Below are 16,664 nucleotides of genomic sequence, written 5' to 3'. Positions count from 1 at the left end.
AGCTGTAAAATAATTTTCTTTGGCATTCCGTCAATTTGGTTATCTTTGGGCACTAACTATTTATATATATGAATACAGAGACAATTGACAATATCAAAATGATAGCGGAAACAGCAAGAGAATTTGCTGAGAAGAATATTAGACCTAATATTATGGAGTGGGACGAAAGCCAGACTTTCCCTAAAGATCTGTTTCATGAGTTAGGAGAGATGGGTTTCATGGGTATTGTTATTCCGGAACAATATGGTGGTTCTGGTCTTGGATATCATGAATATGTTACGATCCTTGACGAAATTTCTCAGGTAGATCCTTCTATAGGTCTTTCAGTGGCAGCACACAATTCACTTTGTACTAATCATATTTATGAATTCGGAAATGAAGAGCAAAGAAACAAATGGCTTCCTCAGCTAGCTTCAGGTAAAGTAATCGGAGCTTGGGGATTGACAGAGCATAATACAGGTTCAGATTCAGGGGGTATGTCTACTACAGCCGTAAGAGACGGTGACGAATGGATCATTAATGGTGCTAAAAACTTCATTACTCACGCTATTTCGGGTGATATTGCAGTTGTAATGACAAGAACAGGTGAGATTGGTGCAAAAAACAACTCAACGGCTTTTGTTTTAGAAAAAGGAATGCCTGGTTTTTCTTCCGGTAAAAAAGAGAATAAATTAGGAATGAGAGCTTCTGAAACTGCAGAATTGATTTTCGATAACGTTCGTATTCCTGATGCCAATCGTTTGGGAGAAGTTGGAGAAGGTTTCAAACAAGCAATGAAAATTCTTGACGGGGGTAGAATTTCTATCGCTGCTTTAAGTTTAGGAACTGCAAGAGGAGCTTACAAGGCGGCTTTGAAATATGCTAAAGAAAGACAGCAATTCGGAAAATCTATTTCAGAATTTCAGGCGATCAACTTCATGTTGGCAGATATGGCAACAGAAATCGACGCTTCTGAATTATTGATTCAAAGAGCTGCAACTTTAAAAAATGCTAAACAAAAAATGACAAGAGAAGGAGCAATGGCAAAATTGTATGCTTCTGAAGCTTGTGTAAGAATTTCGAATAATGCCGTTCAGATTTTCGGAGGTTATGGTTATACAAAAGACTTCCCTGCTGAGAAATTTTACAGAGATTCTAAGCTTTGTACAATCGGAGAAGGTACTTCTGAAATCCAAAGATTAGTTATCGGCAGAGATATTACAAAATAAATTATTTATAAAAAAACATACAAATGATTAAACAGGCATTATTAGGCGAATTTTTGCATGAAGCAGAAAGTACCAGAAAACTTTTAAAATCAATTCCGGACAGTGCTTTAGATTTTAAACCATCCGAAATTAATTGGACAACAGGTCAGTTGGCTTCTCACATTGCAGAGGTTTACAATTGGTTTGAATCCACTTTCAATCAGGATGTATTTGATATGGGAACATACAAATATGATAAAGGTAATATTTCAAAAGTAGAAAATATTGTTGCTAAGTTTGAAGAAAATGTTGCAAAAGCTCAGCAAATCATAGAAAATTCAGACGAAAACACTTATTTTAATGAATGGAAAATGGAAATGGACGGAAATTCACTCTTCCCTCCTATGCCAAAAATTCAGGTAATTCGTTCATTTTTGTATAATCATTTGTATCATCACAGAGGCGAGTTGGTTGTTTATTTAAGATCTACAGGAAATAAAGTTCCGGGATTGTACGGACCGACTGCTGACGATAAATTTTAGAAATTTAGAATTATATCATCAATAAGTGAATAGCACCCGCGTTTTGCGGGTGCTATTTTCTTTTTTTGAGAAAATAAAATTTTAATGATATTCAATGTATTGCATAATTGTTTAGATATATACTCTAAAATTTTCTTAAAAAATTTTGTTTTTCGTAATAAAATTTTTATTAGCTTTGATATCCCACAATCAAAATAGAGATTATATGAAAAAACAATTATCGATGATTGGGATGCTGCTTCTATCGGGCATCTCTTTCGCGCAGACCGATCGTCTTTGGTCTGAAGGGTCTAAAAAAACAAGTTCAGAAATTTTTGAAAACAAATCAAGTATTAATAATCCGAAGATTTACAGTTTGGATATTAATGGTTTAAAAAATGTTTTGGCAAAAGCTCCAAAAAGGTTGGCTGCAGGAGAAAAATCAGAGATTATTATCTCCTTTCCTAATTCTGACGGGAAAATGGAAAACTTTAAGGTAAGAGAGAATTCCAATTTTGATCCTCAATTAGCCGCAAAATATCCGGATATCAAATCTTATGTAGGCGAAGGTTTCGGAGATTCAAATTCGACAGTTTATTTCAGTGTTTCACCACTCGGTTTATCATCGATGGAAATTTATGGTGATAAATCCGCGGTTTTTATTGAGCCTTACACAAAAGATCTTTCAACTTATGTAGTTTACAAAAAATCAGATAAAAAAGATAACTTAAATAAATTTGAATGTACTGTAATTGATGTAGCTCAAAAAGGTGTTGCCAATACAAGTAATCTTGCCGCAAGACCAAACGCGGATGATGCCAAACTAAGAACATTCAGATTAGCATTATCTTCTACGGGAGAATACACTGCTTATTTTGGAGGAACAAAAGCGAACGCTTTAGCCGCAATGAACAACACAATGACCCGTGTAAACGGAGTTTTTGAAAAAGATTTCTCAGCGAGAATGGTTCTTATTGCTAATAATGATGCGGTAATTTATACAAGCGCTTCATCTGATCCATATTCTCCTGCTGCACAAATGAATAACTGGAATTCTCAATTACAATCAACTTTAACGTCAGTAATCGGTGAAGCAAACTACGACATCGGACATTTATTCGGAGCTTCAGGAGGTGGCGGAAACGCAGGTTGTATTGGTTGTGTTTGTACAAACGGTTCAAAAGGAAGCGGTTATACATCTCCCACAGATGCAATTCCATCAGGAGATAATTTTGATATTGATTATGTAGCTCACGAAATGGGGCATCAATTTGGAGGAAACCACACATTCTCAATGAATAACGAAGGAACAGGTGCAAATATGGAACCTGGATCCGGATCAACAATCATGGGATATGCAGGAATTACTGCCCAAGATATTCAGCCACATTCAGACGCTTTCTTCCACGCGATAAGTATTCAGCAGATTACCAATAATATCAAAGCTAAAACTTGCCCGGTAAGCACAAATACTGGAAATTCTATTCCAACAGCAGGCGCAGGTTTAGATTATACAATTCCAAAAGGAACACCTTTCATGTTAACAGGAACCGGAACAGATGCAAACGGAGATTCCTTAACATATGTTTGGGAGCAGATGGACAATGCTTCTTCTTCTCAGACAGGAGCAAGTTCGGCAGCAAGTGCTACAAAAGCAACAGGACCAACTTTCAGGTCATGGACTCCACAAACTACACCTGTAAGATATTTCCCAAGAATGGCTTCAGTCTTAACAGGAGCAACAACAACGGCAGGTTCAGAAATTACAGTTGAAGCGCTATCTAATGTAGCAAGAACTTATAATTTCAGATTCACTGTTCGTGATAACAGAGCCGGAGGTTCAGGAAATAATTCAGATGATGCAGTAATTACTGTGAACGGAACTGCAGGACCTTTCAGTGTAAGTTCTCAAAACTCGGCAACAACTTATACAGGCGGAACTTCTCAAACCGTAACGTGGAATGTTGCCGGAACTACAGCAAACAATGTAAATGCAGCAAATGTAGATATTCTCTGGTCTACCGATTCAGGAACAACATGGACTACTCTACTTGCCGGAACTCCAAATGACGGAACTCAGGCTGTTGTAATTCCAAATACTTCTACTACAACGGGAAGAATTATGGTAAAAGGTTCAAACCATATTTTCTTTGATGTAAACAACGCAAATATTACTGTAAATGCAGGTTCAGGGACAGGAGATGTACTTGCTCCGACAGCACCTACATTGGCAGCTTCAGGCACTACTTCTATAAGCACAAATCTTTCTTGGTCAGGAGCAACAGACAATGTAGCAGTTACGGGCTACGACGTTTATCAGGGTGCTTCATTGATCGGTTCCACAGCTTCGACTTCTTATACTGTAACAAGTTTGACTCCTTCTACAACGTATAGTTTCTCAGTAAAAGCAAAAGACGCGGCAGGAAATGTTTCGCCTTCAAGCAATACGGTTTCTGTAACAACTCTTGCAGGAAGTACAGTTTCTTATTGTTCAGCTTCTGCCAACAACACGGCTGATGAAAGAATCGGAAATGTGAAATTCGGAACAATTAATAATACTTCCACAGGAACTGCAGGTTATGAAAACTTTACGGCAATTTCTACCAACGTAACAAAAGGTTCTGCTTATGCAATTTCTGTAACTCCGGTTTGGACATCAACGGTTTACAGTGAAGCTTATGCAGTTTATATTGATTACAACGGAGATGGAGACTTTACAGACAGCGGAGAATTAGCATGGTCTAAAACCGGTTCTACAACAACTCCGGCAACAGGATCGATCACGATTCCTTCAACGGCAACTGTTGGTACTACAAGAATGAGAGTAATGATGCAGTATAGCTCTGTTCCTACATCATCTTGCGGAACTTACACATACGGACAGGTTGAAGACTACACTTTAAATATTGCTTCATCAGCAAGAGGTGAGGTTAATACAAAAGATTTATTGACTGATATTAAATTATATCCAAATCCTGCTAAAGATTTTTTAAATATTTCAAATACGACGAATGAAGATTATAAAATCTTCGATATGGGTGGAAAACTAATCAATTCAGGAAAACTTGAAAGAGGCTCTGTAAATGTAAGCAATCTTATCAAAGGTGCTTATATGATCCAGGTTGGAGAAGTCTCTAAGAGATTCATCAAAAACTAATACTCTTCTCGAATTTAAACACGGGATAAAAGGCTGTCTGGAAACGGGCAGTCTTTTTTTATGGGTAATGAGTAATTTTATTAATGAATGATGAGTACTTAATATCATAAGCATTGTCATGTCGAGTGCAAAGCAGTCGAAACATCTCTGCTTTAATTTTTAAAATAAAAAATAGATTCTTCCTCCAATATCACTTATTAAATAATTCAACAAAAAACCTAAGTCTTAATTCCTGATATCTAATTCGTAATTTTTATATTTGCCTTAAATTAAAAATATTCATGGATAAAATTGACAGCCTGAACCAAGTAGCAGAATTCCACACAACTTTCAAAGCCCCTATTTTAGATACTCCACAAATTCCTTCGCAGGAAAGATGCAACCTTAGAGTTGAACTTTTACAGGAAGAACTGAATGAATTAAAACAGGCACTTGCCGACAATGATATCGTAGAAATTGCTGATGCATTGTGCGATTTGCAATATGTTTTGAGCGGTGCGGTTCTGGAATTCGGACTTGGCAACAAATTTGTAGAATTGTTCAACGAAGTTCAGCGTTCGAATATGTCTAAAGCTTGCGATAACGAAGAACAGGCACAGGAAACGGTTGAATTTTACAAAGAAAAAGATGTAGAATCATTTTATGAAAAATCAGGTGAGAAATTTAATGTATATAGAAAAGCTGATCATAAAGTTTTGAAAAATAAATACTATTCTCCTGCTGATTTGAAGACAATTATCGAAAAATAGTATGAAAAAAATTATTACAAATGTTTTTGCTGTTTCAGCTTTACTTTTGGCAAGTCAACAGCTTACAGCACAAAAAGTTGTGGTGGGCCGTGAAGTCGAAACAACGAATGACGGCAAAATGCTTTTGGGAAATCAGTTGAAAAGCAAATTTCTTGAAGCTCCATATGCAGATTGGTATGTGAAAGAACACGACGAATACGCATTAGATCAAAAAGCAGTCGGTGAACTAAAAAAAGGTAAGATCAATTCTTATAATATCATAGTTTTTATGGGAACCTGGTGTGAAGACAGTCACAGAGATTTTCCAAGATTAATGAAGATTTTGGAAGAAGTGAAATACCCTGAAGGTAAGTTAACCATCATTGCTGTGAACCGTAAAAAAGAATCTCCGACAGGCGACGAAGCCCGTTATAACCTTCAAAAAGTTCCGACAATTATTGTTGAAAAATATGGTAAGGAAATCGGAAGAATTATAGAAATGCCTACAACCGGATATATAGAAAGAGATTTGGTTGAGATTTTGAAGAAAGATGATCAGTCTGTGATTAAAGAAATTTTTAGCAAATAAACTTTGAGAAATATCAGAATAATAGTACCGTTTTTGGCTGGAATTGTCTTAATGACGATTCTTTTTTTCAGCTTTAAATCTTGTTTTAATCCTAGTGAAAAAACAGAAAAGTCAGATTATTATATTTTGACCAACCAGATTTCAAAGATGAATAAAATGGTAGTTCTGGAGCAGAATTCTTCCGCAATGCAGAAGACAAAAATGGGTTACGAATTTTTCGGGAAAGAAGTATCGAGCAACAGTATTATTACTTACACAAAAACCAATGCGCAGGTTTCTTATGATCTTAATAAAATGAAGATGGAAGTAGATTCTATCAACAAAAAACTGATCATAACGGAACTTCCGGATGCAGATATCAGAATCACTCCAAGTGTGGAAATTCAGTCTCTGGACGATTCTTTTTTTAATAGAATTTCTGAAAAGGACATCAAAAATGTAACTCAAAAAGCAAAAGATACGGCCATTAAATCTATTGATCAAAATAAACTGAGAACGGAAGGCCGCAAACAATTGATGGAAAATCTTAATAATATTTTCGTTTTGGCAAAGGCTTTGAACTATACCATAGAAGATAAAACCGGAAAGATCGGTATTCTTGGACTATAGAAATTTTAGCTTTATATTTAAGTTTTTAAAGTCCTGTTTCAAATCATAAAATTTAAAATTATGGACTCAAACGACAAAAAGAAAGAATCTGCCAATACCGCAGAGACAAAGAGACAAAATCAGGATTTTCCTAATATTCCTGCATCATCAAAAAAAACGAATCCGCCTGATATTGACAAGGAAGATGTACAAAAATCTTCAAAAAACAAATCTGGAAAAACGGATAACACGAAAGAATAATCTTACAATAAAAAAGGTTCTGTCTCATAGAGATGGAACCTTTTTAAAAAAAATATACAAATAAAAATCAAATATCTTATAAACTTAAAGTGGTCAATTGCTCCGCTCGTAAACTACCCTAACTATTCGGCTGTTGACTTACGAAGCAAAATTGACAATTCACTTTTTTTAAACAATCGTTGATTTTCCGATTTTCACATTTTCAAAATTATAATACGTCTTCTCGGAATATTTAATATAATCTGCAATAAAACTTCCTACTTCGCCTGTAGAATAAGGCTGCTCCGAATTCAGGTCGATTGTAACATATTTATTTTCAATCGCATATTCCACAGATGCTCGCAATTTTTCTGCAGCCTGCTCAAGTTTTAAATAATCAAGCATCATCGCAGTACTCAAAATGGAAGCAATAGGATTGGCAATTCCCTTTCCTTTCGCCTGCGGATAAGAACCGTGAATAGGCTCAAACATAGCATTCTCGTTACCAATCGAAGCCGACGGAAGCAGTCCGATAGAACCTCCGATCACACTTGCTTCGTCAGAAATAATATCTCCGAACATATTTTCTGTAACGATGACATCAAATTGTTTCGGATTTAAAATTAACTGCATCGCTGCATTATCTACAAACATAAAATCAAGCTCCACATCAGGATATTCCGCAGCAATTTCTTTACAGACTTTTCTCCATAATCTTGAAGTATCTAAAACGTTTGCTTTATCAATTAAGGTTAATTTTTTTCTGCGTTTTTGTGCTTCCTGAAAAGCCATATGAACGATTGGTGCGATTTCATCACGATTATATTTACAAATATCATAAGCATAACCGGCTTCTTCATCCGTAAATTTTTCACCAAAATAAATTCCGCTCACCAATTCCCTGAAAATCTGAATATCAGTTCCTTCAACTATTTCTTTTTTCAAAGGACTTTTTTCAATTAAAGAATTGAACGTTTTCAAAGGTCGGATGTTGGCAAAAAGTCCTAACTCTTTACGAAGTTTCAACAAACCTTGCTCTGGACGAACTTTTGCATCAGGATTATTATCAAAAGACGGATCGCCAATTGCTCCGAAAAGCACGGCATCAGATTCTTTGCAGATTTCTAACGTTTCATCTGGTAAAGGATTTCCGGTTTTAAAAATCGCTTCAGCTCCTGTTAACCCGTATTTAAAATCGAATTGGTAATGAAAAGCTTCGGCAATGGCATCTAAAATCTTAATGCTTTCGGCAACAACTTCCGGCCCAATTCCATCTCCCGGAAGAACCGCAATTTTAAAATTAGTTTTCATATACTTTTTGTGTTTTTAGTTCAAATTCTTTGATCGCCTGTTTTCTGCTGATTAAAAAGTCAATATCATCATAACCATTTATCAGACATATTTTTTTATAAGAATCAATTTCAAAATTCTCCGTTTTATCGTTGAAAGTAATCGTCTGTTTTTCAACATCTACTAAAATTTCTTTTTCAGGATTTTCTGTAATGTTATTTAAAATTTCTTTTAAAAACTCTTCAGAAACTTTTACGGGCAATAATCCGTTATTCAATGCATTACCTTTAAAAATATCTGCAAAAAAACTTGAAACAACGACTTTAAAACCATAATCCGTCAATGACCAGGCTGCATGTTCACGACTGCTTCCGCAACCGAAATTGTTTCCGGCAACCAAAATTTCACCGCTATATTTTGAATTGTTCAGAACAAAATCAGAATTCGGCTCATTCGTATGAACATTATATCTCCAATCCCTGAAAAGATTGTCTCCAAAACCGTTTTTATCAATACTTTTTAAAAATCTGGCCGGAATAATCTGATCCGTATCTATATTTTCTGCCGGCAAAGGAATTGCCCTGGATTTTATAATAGTTAATTTTTGCATTTTATTGAAATCAAAATAATTTTAATTCGTTTAGTTTAAATTTTCAAAAACTGAAATTCGACCTTCAATAGCAACTTTCGCGGCGGTTAAAGGACTTGCCAGAATTGTTCTTGCTCCTTGTCCCTGTCTTCCTTCAAAATTTCTGTTGGAAGTTGAAACACAATATTCACCTTCAGGAATTTTATCGTCATTCATTGCCAAACACGCTGAACATCCCGGTTGTCTGATCTGAAAACCAGCTTCGTTAAAAACCTTATCTAAACCTTCTTCAAAAATTTGTTTTACAACCTGTTGCGAGCCCGGAACAATCAAAGCCTGAACATGTTCTGATTTACTTTTTCCTTTAATATAATTCGCTGCAGAGCGGAAGTCTTCAATTCTTGCATTGGTACAACTTCCAATAAAAACATAATTCACTTTAATATCTGAAAGTGCTTGTCCGGCTTTTAAACCCATGTATTTCAAAGCCTTTTCCTCAGACTCATTCTGTGGATTCGGAATATTTTGATTGATAGAAATCCCCATTCCCGGATTTGTTCCGTATGTAATCATTGGATAAATTTCAGAAGCATCGAAAGAAAATTCCGTATCAAAAACCGCTTCATCATCTGTTTTCAATGTTTTCCAATATTCTAATTTTTCATCCCATTCTTCACCTTTTGGAGCAAAAGTTCTGCCTTTAACATAATCGAAAGTCGTTTCATCAGGAGCAATCATTCCTCCACGAGCACCCATTTCGATACTCATATTACAAACGGTCATTCTTCCTTCCATCGACATTTCTTCGAAAACATTTCCTGCATATTCACAGAAATAACCTGTTCCGCCATCCGTTCCTACTTTTGAAATGATGTATAAAATCACATCTTTAGGCTGAACATTTTTATTTAATTTACCATTTACGGTAATTCTCATCGATTTTGGTTTGTTCAACAACAGACATTGACTTGCAAAAACCTGGGCAACCTGACTCGTCCCAATTCCAAAAGCAATCGAACCAAAAGCACCATGCGTTGAAGTATGGCTGTCGCCACAAACAATGCTCATCCCAGGTTGTGTAACTCCCAATTCAGGAGCTATAATATGCACAATTCCTTGATATTGATGTCCTAAACCATACAGTTCGATATTGTTTTTCTTACAATTTTCTGTTAGCTGTTCAACCTGATTTCTCGAAGAATCATCACGAATTGGTTTATCCTGATCCAAGGTTGGAACATTGTGATCGGCTGTCGCAACAATTTGCTTTGGTCGGAAAACTTCAAGATTTCTGGATTCCAATTCTGCAAAAGCTTGTGGGCTCGTTACTTCATGAATCAGATGTTTGTCAATGTATATAATTTGAGGTCCGTCCGGAATTGTTTCTACAACATGAGCATCCCAGACTTTATCAAAAAGTGTTTTTTTATCGTTGTTCATTTTAATTTTATCCATATTTAAAATCAAATCCTACCCTATTTTTCTCGTCACTTTTTCAATAATTGAACTTAAATCATCATTATTAACTTCTTTTTTACTATCAGCGATTTTCAAAAACTCCTGATAGAGAAAATCTAGTTCATTTTTAGTAACATCAAAACCAATATGTTTGAATCTGTATGCCAAAGCAGACCGTCCGCTTCTGGCCGTCAATACAATTGTTGAAGCATTTACGCCTACTTCTGAAGGATCGATAATTTCGTAAGTTTCTCTGTTTTTGATCACTCCATCCTGATGAATTCCTGAACTGTGCGCAAAAGCATTAGCTCCCACAATCGCTTTATTCGGCTGAACAGGCATTCCCATCAGCTCAGAAACCAAAACACTCATAGGATTGAGCATTTTGGACTGAACATCGGTGTATAATTTTAAATATGGATGCTGCTTTAAAACCATCACAACTTCCTCCAACGCTGTATTTCCGGCTCTTTCTCCCAATCCGTTGATGGTACATTCGATTTGTCTGGCTCCATTGATAACTCCTGCAATAGAATTGGCAGTTGCCATTCCCAGATCATTGTGACAGTGACAAGATAAAATTACGTTGTCGATTCCTTTTACATTTTCCTTCAGATACTTGATTTTTTCTCCGTATTCTTCAGGGAGACAATATCCTGTTGTGTCAGGAATATTGAGAACTGTTGCACCGGCTTTAATAACTTCTTCACAAACTTTTGCCAAATAATCGTTGTCGGTTCTACCAGCGTCTTCTGCGTAGAACTCTACGTCTTCGACATAAGATTTAGCATATTTTACGGCCTGAACAGCTCTTTCAATAATATCTTCTCTATTCGAATTGAATTTAAATTTAATATGAGAATCAGAAGTTCCGATTCCTGTATGAATTCTAGGTTTTTTGGCGAATTTTAATGACTCTGCAGCAGTGTCGATATCTTTTTGATTAGCTCTTGTTAATCCGCAGACTTTTGCATTTTTTACCAGTTTTGAAATCTCCGAAACCGAATGAAAATCTCCGGGACTTGAAATTGGGAAACCAGCTTCTATAACATCTACACCCAACTCGTCCAGTTTCTCAGCAATAATTAATTTTTGCTCTGTGTTTAATTTACAACCGGGAACTTGTTCTCCATCACGCAATGTGGTATCAAAAATTTCGACTTTTTCGGAATTCATAATGAAGTTTTTACTTAATTTTGATTCAAAACTAGAAAGATGAAACGTTTATTCATTTTTAGTTTTTGTAAAAATTACAATACTCAAAATAATGTTTTTTAATTTCAATCAACTGATTATCATTATTTTAAATTATAAAAATTTACAATGGCAGAATTGCATAAAGATTTTTTATTTGTATTAATTAAGTCGTTAACAACTTCCGAAAAAAGGCAATTCAAGCTGTATGTAAACCGACTTGGAATTAATGTTGACGCAAAATTTCTTCTTCTTTTTTCAGAACTGGATAAGATGAAAGAGTATGACGAAAATATTATCCTTGATAAAAAAATTTCTACAAAACAACAGCTGTCAAACCTGAAAGCTCATCTTTACAAGCAGATTTTGGTAAGTTTAAGAATGAATCCAAGTCATCAGAATTACAGGATACAATTGCGCGAACAGCTTGATTTTGCAAATATTTTGTATCAGAAAGGACTTCATAAACAGGCTTTGAAGATTTTAGATAAAAGCAAACAAGCAGCTTTAGATTTAGATGAAAAAAATATTGCTTCCGAAATTATTGACTTAGAAAAAGTAATTGAATCACAGTTTATTACACGAAGCATTGAAGGTCGCGCCGATGAATTGATAAAACAATCCACTGAGATCAGCGAACAAAATCATTATGCGACTGAATTATCCAATCTTTCATTGAAATTATACAGCGAAATGTTGACGCATGGTTATGTAAAAAATAACGAAGACCGTGCTGAAATTATGGAGATTTTTAATACTCAGATTCAAAAAATCAACTTTGAAAAATTAAATTTCACAGAAAAACTATGGTATTTCAAAGCGCATGTCTGGAAAAACCAATTGCTTCAGGAATATAAATATACTTTGAAATATGCTTTTCAATGGGTTGATTTGTTTCACAAAAATCCGGAGATGATTGTAAGTCATCCTGTTTGGTACATTAAGGGTAATACTTATCTTTTAAAAATCCTTTTTATTTACGGAAATATCGATATTCTAGAAAATCGTTTCAAAGATTTTAATGAGGTTGTTCATTCTTCCAGTTTTACTCAAAATGAAAACATACAATCTCTTGTATTTTTGACTTTTTATAATACCTTAATGAATATCCATTTTGTAAAAGGTGAATTCTTTTCGGGAACAAAATTAATCCCTGAAATTGAACTGAAAATGGAAAGATTCCGTGATAAAATTGATGAGCATCATTTTATGATTCTTTATTTAAAAATGGCAGCAATGTTCTTTGGAAGCAAAAAGTTTAAAGAGTCTATAAAATATTCATTGAAAGTAATTGAATCTAAGGGGAATGTGCAGGAGGATTTACTCTTTCATACCAGAATTTTGATTTTAATGACAAAATATGAATCAGGAAATGATGAAGATTATGATGAATTTATAAAAGCTACTTTAAAGTTTACAAAAAAGATGAAAAAACCGGATGAATTTCATTTTGAAAGTATTAAATTTTTTAAAAACCTGAACGATCTGACTCCTGATAAACAACTGGAATCTTTTAAAGAATTTAACAAAAAGCTCGATCTTTTTTCGGAAAATGAATATTACAGAAGATCATTATTATATATAGATATACACGGTTGGGTAAAATCTAAAGTAAGAAATGTAGATGTAATTGAAATTATTAAGGAAAAAGTGAGGTATAAAAGGAATAATTAAAGTTGTATAAGAGCCTTTTTAACTTATTCATAATTAGACTCTTGATTAATTCTTAATTATTAAAAACGATTTTATTCCGTTTTTAGTATTAAATATCGCTTCAAATATGCCGTATTGTAGTATTTTAAATAAAAAATGCGTATTTTTGCATCTTAAAATTTCTTAGTAAACAATGATAAAAATTACACTTCCAGACAATAGCGTCAAAGAATTCGAGGCGGGAGTTACTCCGCTAGATGTGGCAAAATCTATAAGCGAGGGATTGGCTAGAAATACCATCTCTGCAGTTGTTAATGACAAACAAGTAGAAACAACCACACCTATAACCACGGATTCTACGGTACAGTTGTTGACTTGGAATGATGATCTTGGAAAGAAGGCTTTTTGGCACTCTTCTGCCCACCTTTTGGCGCAGGCTATCCTTGAATTTTATCCAAATGCTAAGTTGACAATCGGTCCTGCCATCGAAAGCGGATTCTATTATGATGTAGATTTCGGGGACGAAAGTTTATCTGAAAAAGATTTTGAGAAAATTGAGAAAAAAGTATTGGAAAATGCTAAAAAAGGTTCAACTTTCTCATTATACCCTGTTTCTAAAGAAGAAGCGTTAAAAACTTATGCAGATAATCCTTATAAAGTAGAATTGATTTCTAATCTTAATGATGGAGAAATCACTTTTGTAACACACGATGATTTCACAGATCTTTGTCGTGGAGGACACATTCCAAACACTAGTATTGTAAAGGCAATGAAGATTTTGAATGCAGCCGGAGCTTACTGGAGAGGAAATGAAAAAAATCCTCAGTTAACAAGGGTTTATGGTATTTCTTTCCCAAAACAGAAAGAATTAACAGAATATCTTGAAAGATTAGAAGAAGCAAAAAGAAGAGACCACAGAAAATTAGGTAAAGAATTAGGAATTTTCGCTTTTTCTGAAAAAGTAGGTGCCGGTTTACCATTATGGTTACCAAAAGGTACCGCTTTGAGAAGAAAATTAGAAAATTTCCTTTCTGTTGCTCAGAAAAAAGGAGGTTATGAATTTGTAATGACACCACATATTGGGTCAAAAGATTTGTATGTAACTTCCGGACACTGGGATAAATATGGAGCAGACAGCTTCCAGCCGATCAGAACTCCAAATGAAGGAGAAGAATTTATGCTGAAGCCGATGAACTGTCCTCACCACTGTGAAATTTACAAAACTTCACAATGGAGCTACAGAGATTTACCGAAAAGATATGCGGAATTCGGAACTGTTTACAGGTATGAGCAAAGCGGGGAACTTCACGGATTGACAAGAGTTCGTGGATTTACTCAGGATGATGCTCACCTTTTCTGTACTCCGGATCAGCTGTTGGGAGAATTTGAAGCAGTAATCGATCTTGTATTGTATGTTTTCAAATCTTTAGGTTTTGAAGATTTCATGACTCAGGTTTCGTTGAGAGATCCTGAGAACAGAGAAAAATATATCGGTTCTGATGAGAACTGGGAAAAAGCAGAAAATGCTATCATCACAGCAGCAGCAAACAAAGGTTTGAAAACAGTTGTTGAATATGGTGAAGCAGCATTTTATGGTCCGAAACTGGATTTCATGGTAAAAGATGCTTTAGGTAGAAAATGGCAGCTTGGAACTATCCAGGTTGATTATAACTTACCGGAAAGATTTGATCTTCACTATATTGGAAACGATAATGAGAAACACAGACCGGTAATGATTCACAGAGCACCATTTGGTTCTATGGAACGTTTCATTGCCATTTTGCTGGAAAATACTGCAGGAGATTTCCCATTATGGCTGAGTCCGGATCAGTTTATTATTCTTCCGATCAGCGAAAAATATGTAGATTATTCGAAAAAAGTTTCACAATTTTTAGAAAATCACGATATTAGCGGTCAGATTGATGACAGAAATGAGAAAACTGGTAAAAAGATCCGTGATGCAGAATTGAATAAGATTCCATTCATGCTGGTTGTAGGAGAAAATGAAGAAAAAGACGGCACAATTTCTGTAAGAAGACGTGGAGAAGGAGATCTTGGAGTAATGAATATGGAAGATTTCGTTTCTTATTTTAAGAAAGAATCTGCGATATAAAATTTAATTAAAAGATTAAATTACTCAGAGATTAAGATATTAGCAATAATAATTTCTGAATCTCTAAATTTTTTAATTTTAGAATAGAAAGTTAACCAATAAAATTATAATACAATAGCACAAAGATTTAACAACAGGGGCCCACAAAGACGTCCTGTACAGGAGGACTTACACTTGATTAACGATAAAATTCGTGTGAGAGAGCTACGTTTGGTGGGCGATAACGTAGAGCCGGGAATTTATCCAATTGACAAAGCAAGACAGATTGCTGCTGAACAAGAATTGGATCTAGTAGTAATTTCCGATAAGGCTGAACCGTTTATTGCGAGAATATTAGAATATAAAAAATTCTTATATGAGCAAAAGAAAAAGCAAAAGGAACTAAAAGCTAAGCAAGTAAAAGTAGTTGTAAAAGAGATCCGTTTCGGACCTCAGACTGACGAACACGATTATGAGTTTAAGAAAAAACATGCTGAAAAATTCCTTGAAGAAGGTTCAAAATTAAAAACCTACGTATTTTTTAAAGGACGTTCGATTATCTTTAAAGATCAGGGAGAAATTTTGCTTCTAAAACTGGCTCAGGAACTGGAGCACGTTGGAAAAGTAGATCAGCTTCCTAAACTTGAAGGAAAAAGAATGATTATGATGATGAGTCCTAAAAAACCAGCTAAATAATCCAATAATCAGATCAAAAATCTGATTTAAAATATCAAACCTCAAATTTTCTTTGAGGTTTTTTTTGTTTTTAGTCTATTGTAAAATAAGGAAATTTACACTTTTATTAATATAGTTAAATCAATTGTCAAAATCCATTTTATATAATTTATAATAGTTATTAATTATTTATTAAAATTTAACCTAAGTTAAAATTATGATAAAAATTTTACTCTAAATTTGCTTTACAAATAAGAAATAAAAACCTATTCGAATAATAATAAAATATTAATAACATTAAAAAAAATCAAGCTATGAGTACATTAAAATTAAAAGACGGAACAGAGATTTTCTACAAAGATCAGGGACAAGGACCAGTACTGATGTTTCACCACGGATGGCCTTTATCATCAGATGATTGGGATGCACAGGTCATTTTCTTCTTACAGAAAGGTTATAGAGTAATTGCCCACGACAGAAGAGGTCACGGTCGTTCCAGCCAGGACATTTACAATCACACCATTGAACAGTATGCTTCTGATGCAGCTGAACTGGTAGAATTCCTTGACCTGAAAGACGTGGTTCATATCGGACATTCAACGGGTGGTGGTGAAGTAATCCGTTATGTTAACAAATATGCCAACGGAAGAGCTAAAAAAGCAGTTTTAATCAGTGCAGTTCCTCCAATTATGGTAAAAAGCGA

15 protein-coding genes are annotated in these 16,664 nt (G+C 34.7%); 11 read left to right on the top strand and 4 right to left on the bottom strand.

Annotation, left to right across the window (positions count from 1 at the left end):
• Positions 1 to 68 precede the first annotated feature (68 nt).
• The 7 genes from ABD745_RS19505 to ABD745_RS19475 all read left to right on the top strand — a co-directional run bounded on the left by ABD745_RS19505 (position 69) and on the right by ABD745_RS19475 (position 7,031).
• A complete protein-coding gene (locus tag ABD745_RS19505) occupies positions 69 to 1,208 on the top strand; it encodes an acyl-CoA dehydrogenase family protein (protein ID WP_344834108.1) in 1,140 nt (379 codons plus the stop codon).
• 23 nt (positions 1,209 to 1,231) lie between these two features.
• Complete coding sequence (locus tag ABD745_RS19500; RefSeq protein ID WP_344834106.1) at positions 1,232 to 1,729, top strand: DinB family protein; 498 nt, start codon at positions 1,232 to 1,234, stop codon at positions 1,727 to 1,729.
• Positions 1,730 to 1,934: 205 nt separating this feature from the next.
• Complete coding sequence (locus ABD745_RS19495; protein WP_344834104.1) at positions 1,935 to 4,865, top strand: reprolysin-like metallopeptidase; 2,931 nt, start codon at positions 1,935 to 1,937, stop codon at positions 4,863 to 4,865.
• Between the two features lie 281 nt (positions 4,866 to 5,146).
• Complete coding sequence (locus ABD745_RS19490; RefSeq protein ID WP_344834102.1) at positions 5,147 to 5,614, top strand: pyrophosphohydrolase domain-containing protein; 468 nt, start codon at positions 5,147 to 5,149, stop codon at positions 5,612 to 5,614.
• 1 nt (position 5,615) lies between these two features.
• Positions 5,616 to 6,182 (top strand): TlpA family protein disulfide reductase, encoded by a 567-nt coding sequence (locus ABD745_RS19485; protein ID WP_344834100.1) that lies wholly within the window; start codon positions 5,616 to 5,618, stop codon positions 6,180 to 6,182.
• Positions 6,183 to 6,329: 147 nt separating this feature from the next.
• Positions 6,330 to 6,791 (top strand): DUF4230 domain-containing protein, encoded by a 462-nt coding sequence (locus ABD745_RS19480; protein ID WP_344834097.1) that lies wholly within the window; start codon positions 6,330 to 6,332, stop codon positions 6,789 to 6,791.
• A gap of 60 nt (positions 6,792 to 6,851) precedes the next feature.
• Positions 6,852 to 7,031, top strand: coding sequence for a hypothetical protein (locus tag ABD745_RS19475; RefSeq protein ID WP_344834095.1), 180 nt, complete (start codon positions 6,852 to 6,854; stop codon positions 7,029 to 7,031).
• 168 nt (positions 7,032 to 7,199) lie between these two features.
• Here ABD745_RS19475 and leuB read toward each other — a convergent pair whose 3' ends face one another.
• From leuB to ABD745_RS19455, 4 genes are read right to left on the bottom strand one after another with little or no spacing between them, the layout of a single operon-like run.
• The gene (gene leuB / locus ABD745_RS19470; RefSeq protein ID WP_344834093.1) at positions 7,200 to 8,321 is read right to left on the bottom strand and encodes a 3-isopropylmalate dehydrogenase; all 1,122 of its coding nucleotides are present in this window, start codon (positions 8,319 to 8,321) and stop codon (positions 7,200 to 7,202) included.
• Positions 8,311 to 8,910 (bottom strand): 3-isopropylmalate dehydratase small subunit, encoded by a 600-nt coding sequence (gene leuD / locus ABD745_RS19465; protein WP_344834091.1) that lies wholly within the window; start codon positions 8,908 to 8,910, stop codon positions 8,311 to 8,313. The genes leuB and leuD overlap by 11 nt, the downstream gene beginning before the upstream one ends.
• A gap of 30 nt (positions 8,911 to 8,940) precedes the next feature.
• A complete protein-coding gene (gene leuC, locus ABD745_RS19460; protein ID WP_344834937.1) occupies positions 8,941 to 10,329 on the bottom strand; it encodes a 3-isopropylmalate dehydratase large subunit in 1,389 nt (462 codons plus the stop codon).
• 30 nt (positions 10,330 to 10,359) lie between these two features.
• Complete coding sequence (locus ABD745_RS19455) at positions 10,360 to 11,523, bottom strand: 2-isopropylmalate synthase (RefSeq protein ID WP_344834088.1); 1,164 nt, start codon at positions 11,521 to 11,523, stop codon at positions 10,360 to 10,362.
• A 147-nt stretch (positions 11,524 to 11,670) separates the two neighbouring features.
• On the opposite strand from ABD745_RS19455, the gene ABD745_RS19450 reads away from it, so the two are divergent.
• From ABD745_RS19450 to ABD745_RS19435, 4 genes are all read left to right on the top strand, one after another.
• A complete protein-coding gene (locus ABD745_RS19450; RefSeq protein ID WP_344834086.1) occupies positions 11,671 to 13,215 on the top strand; it encodes a hypothetical protein in 1,545 nt (514 codons plus the stop codon).
• Positions 13,216 to 13,387: 172 nt separating this feature from the next.
• Positions 13,388 to 15,307, top strand: a complete 1,920-nt coding sequence (gene thrS / locus ABD745_RS19445) for a threonine--tRNA ligase (protein ID WP_344834083.1) — start codon at positions 13,388 to 13,390, stop codon at positions 15,305 to 15,307.
• 174 nt (positions 15,308 to 15,481) lie between these two features.
• On the top strand, positions 15,482 to 15,982 hold the full coding sequence (gene infC / locus ABD745_RS19440) for a translation initiation factor IF-3 (protein WP_185100065.1): 501 nt from the start codon (positions 15,482 to 15,484) through the stop codon (positions 15,980 to 15,982).
• 293 nt (positions 15,983 to 16,275) lie between these two features.
• Positions 16,276 to 16,664: alpha/beta fold hydrolase (locus ABD745_RS19435; RefSeq protein WP_344834079.1), on the top strand; the 389-nt coding region annotated here is incomplete at its 3' end.

Source organism: Chryseobacterium ginsenosidimutans, from assembly GCF_039536845.1.
Taxonomy (GTDB): Bacteria; Bacteroidota; Bacteroidia; order Flavobacteriales; family Weeksellaceae; genus Chryseobacterium; species Chryseobacterium ginsenosidimutans_B.
This window is presented reverse-complemented; position numbering and strand designations above follow the sequence as displayed.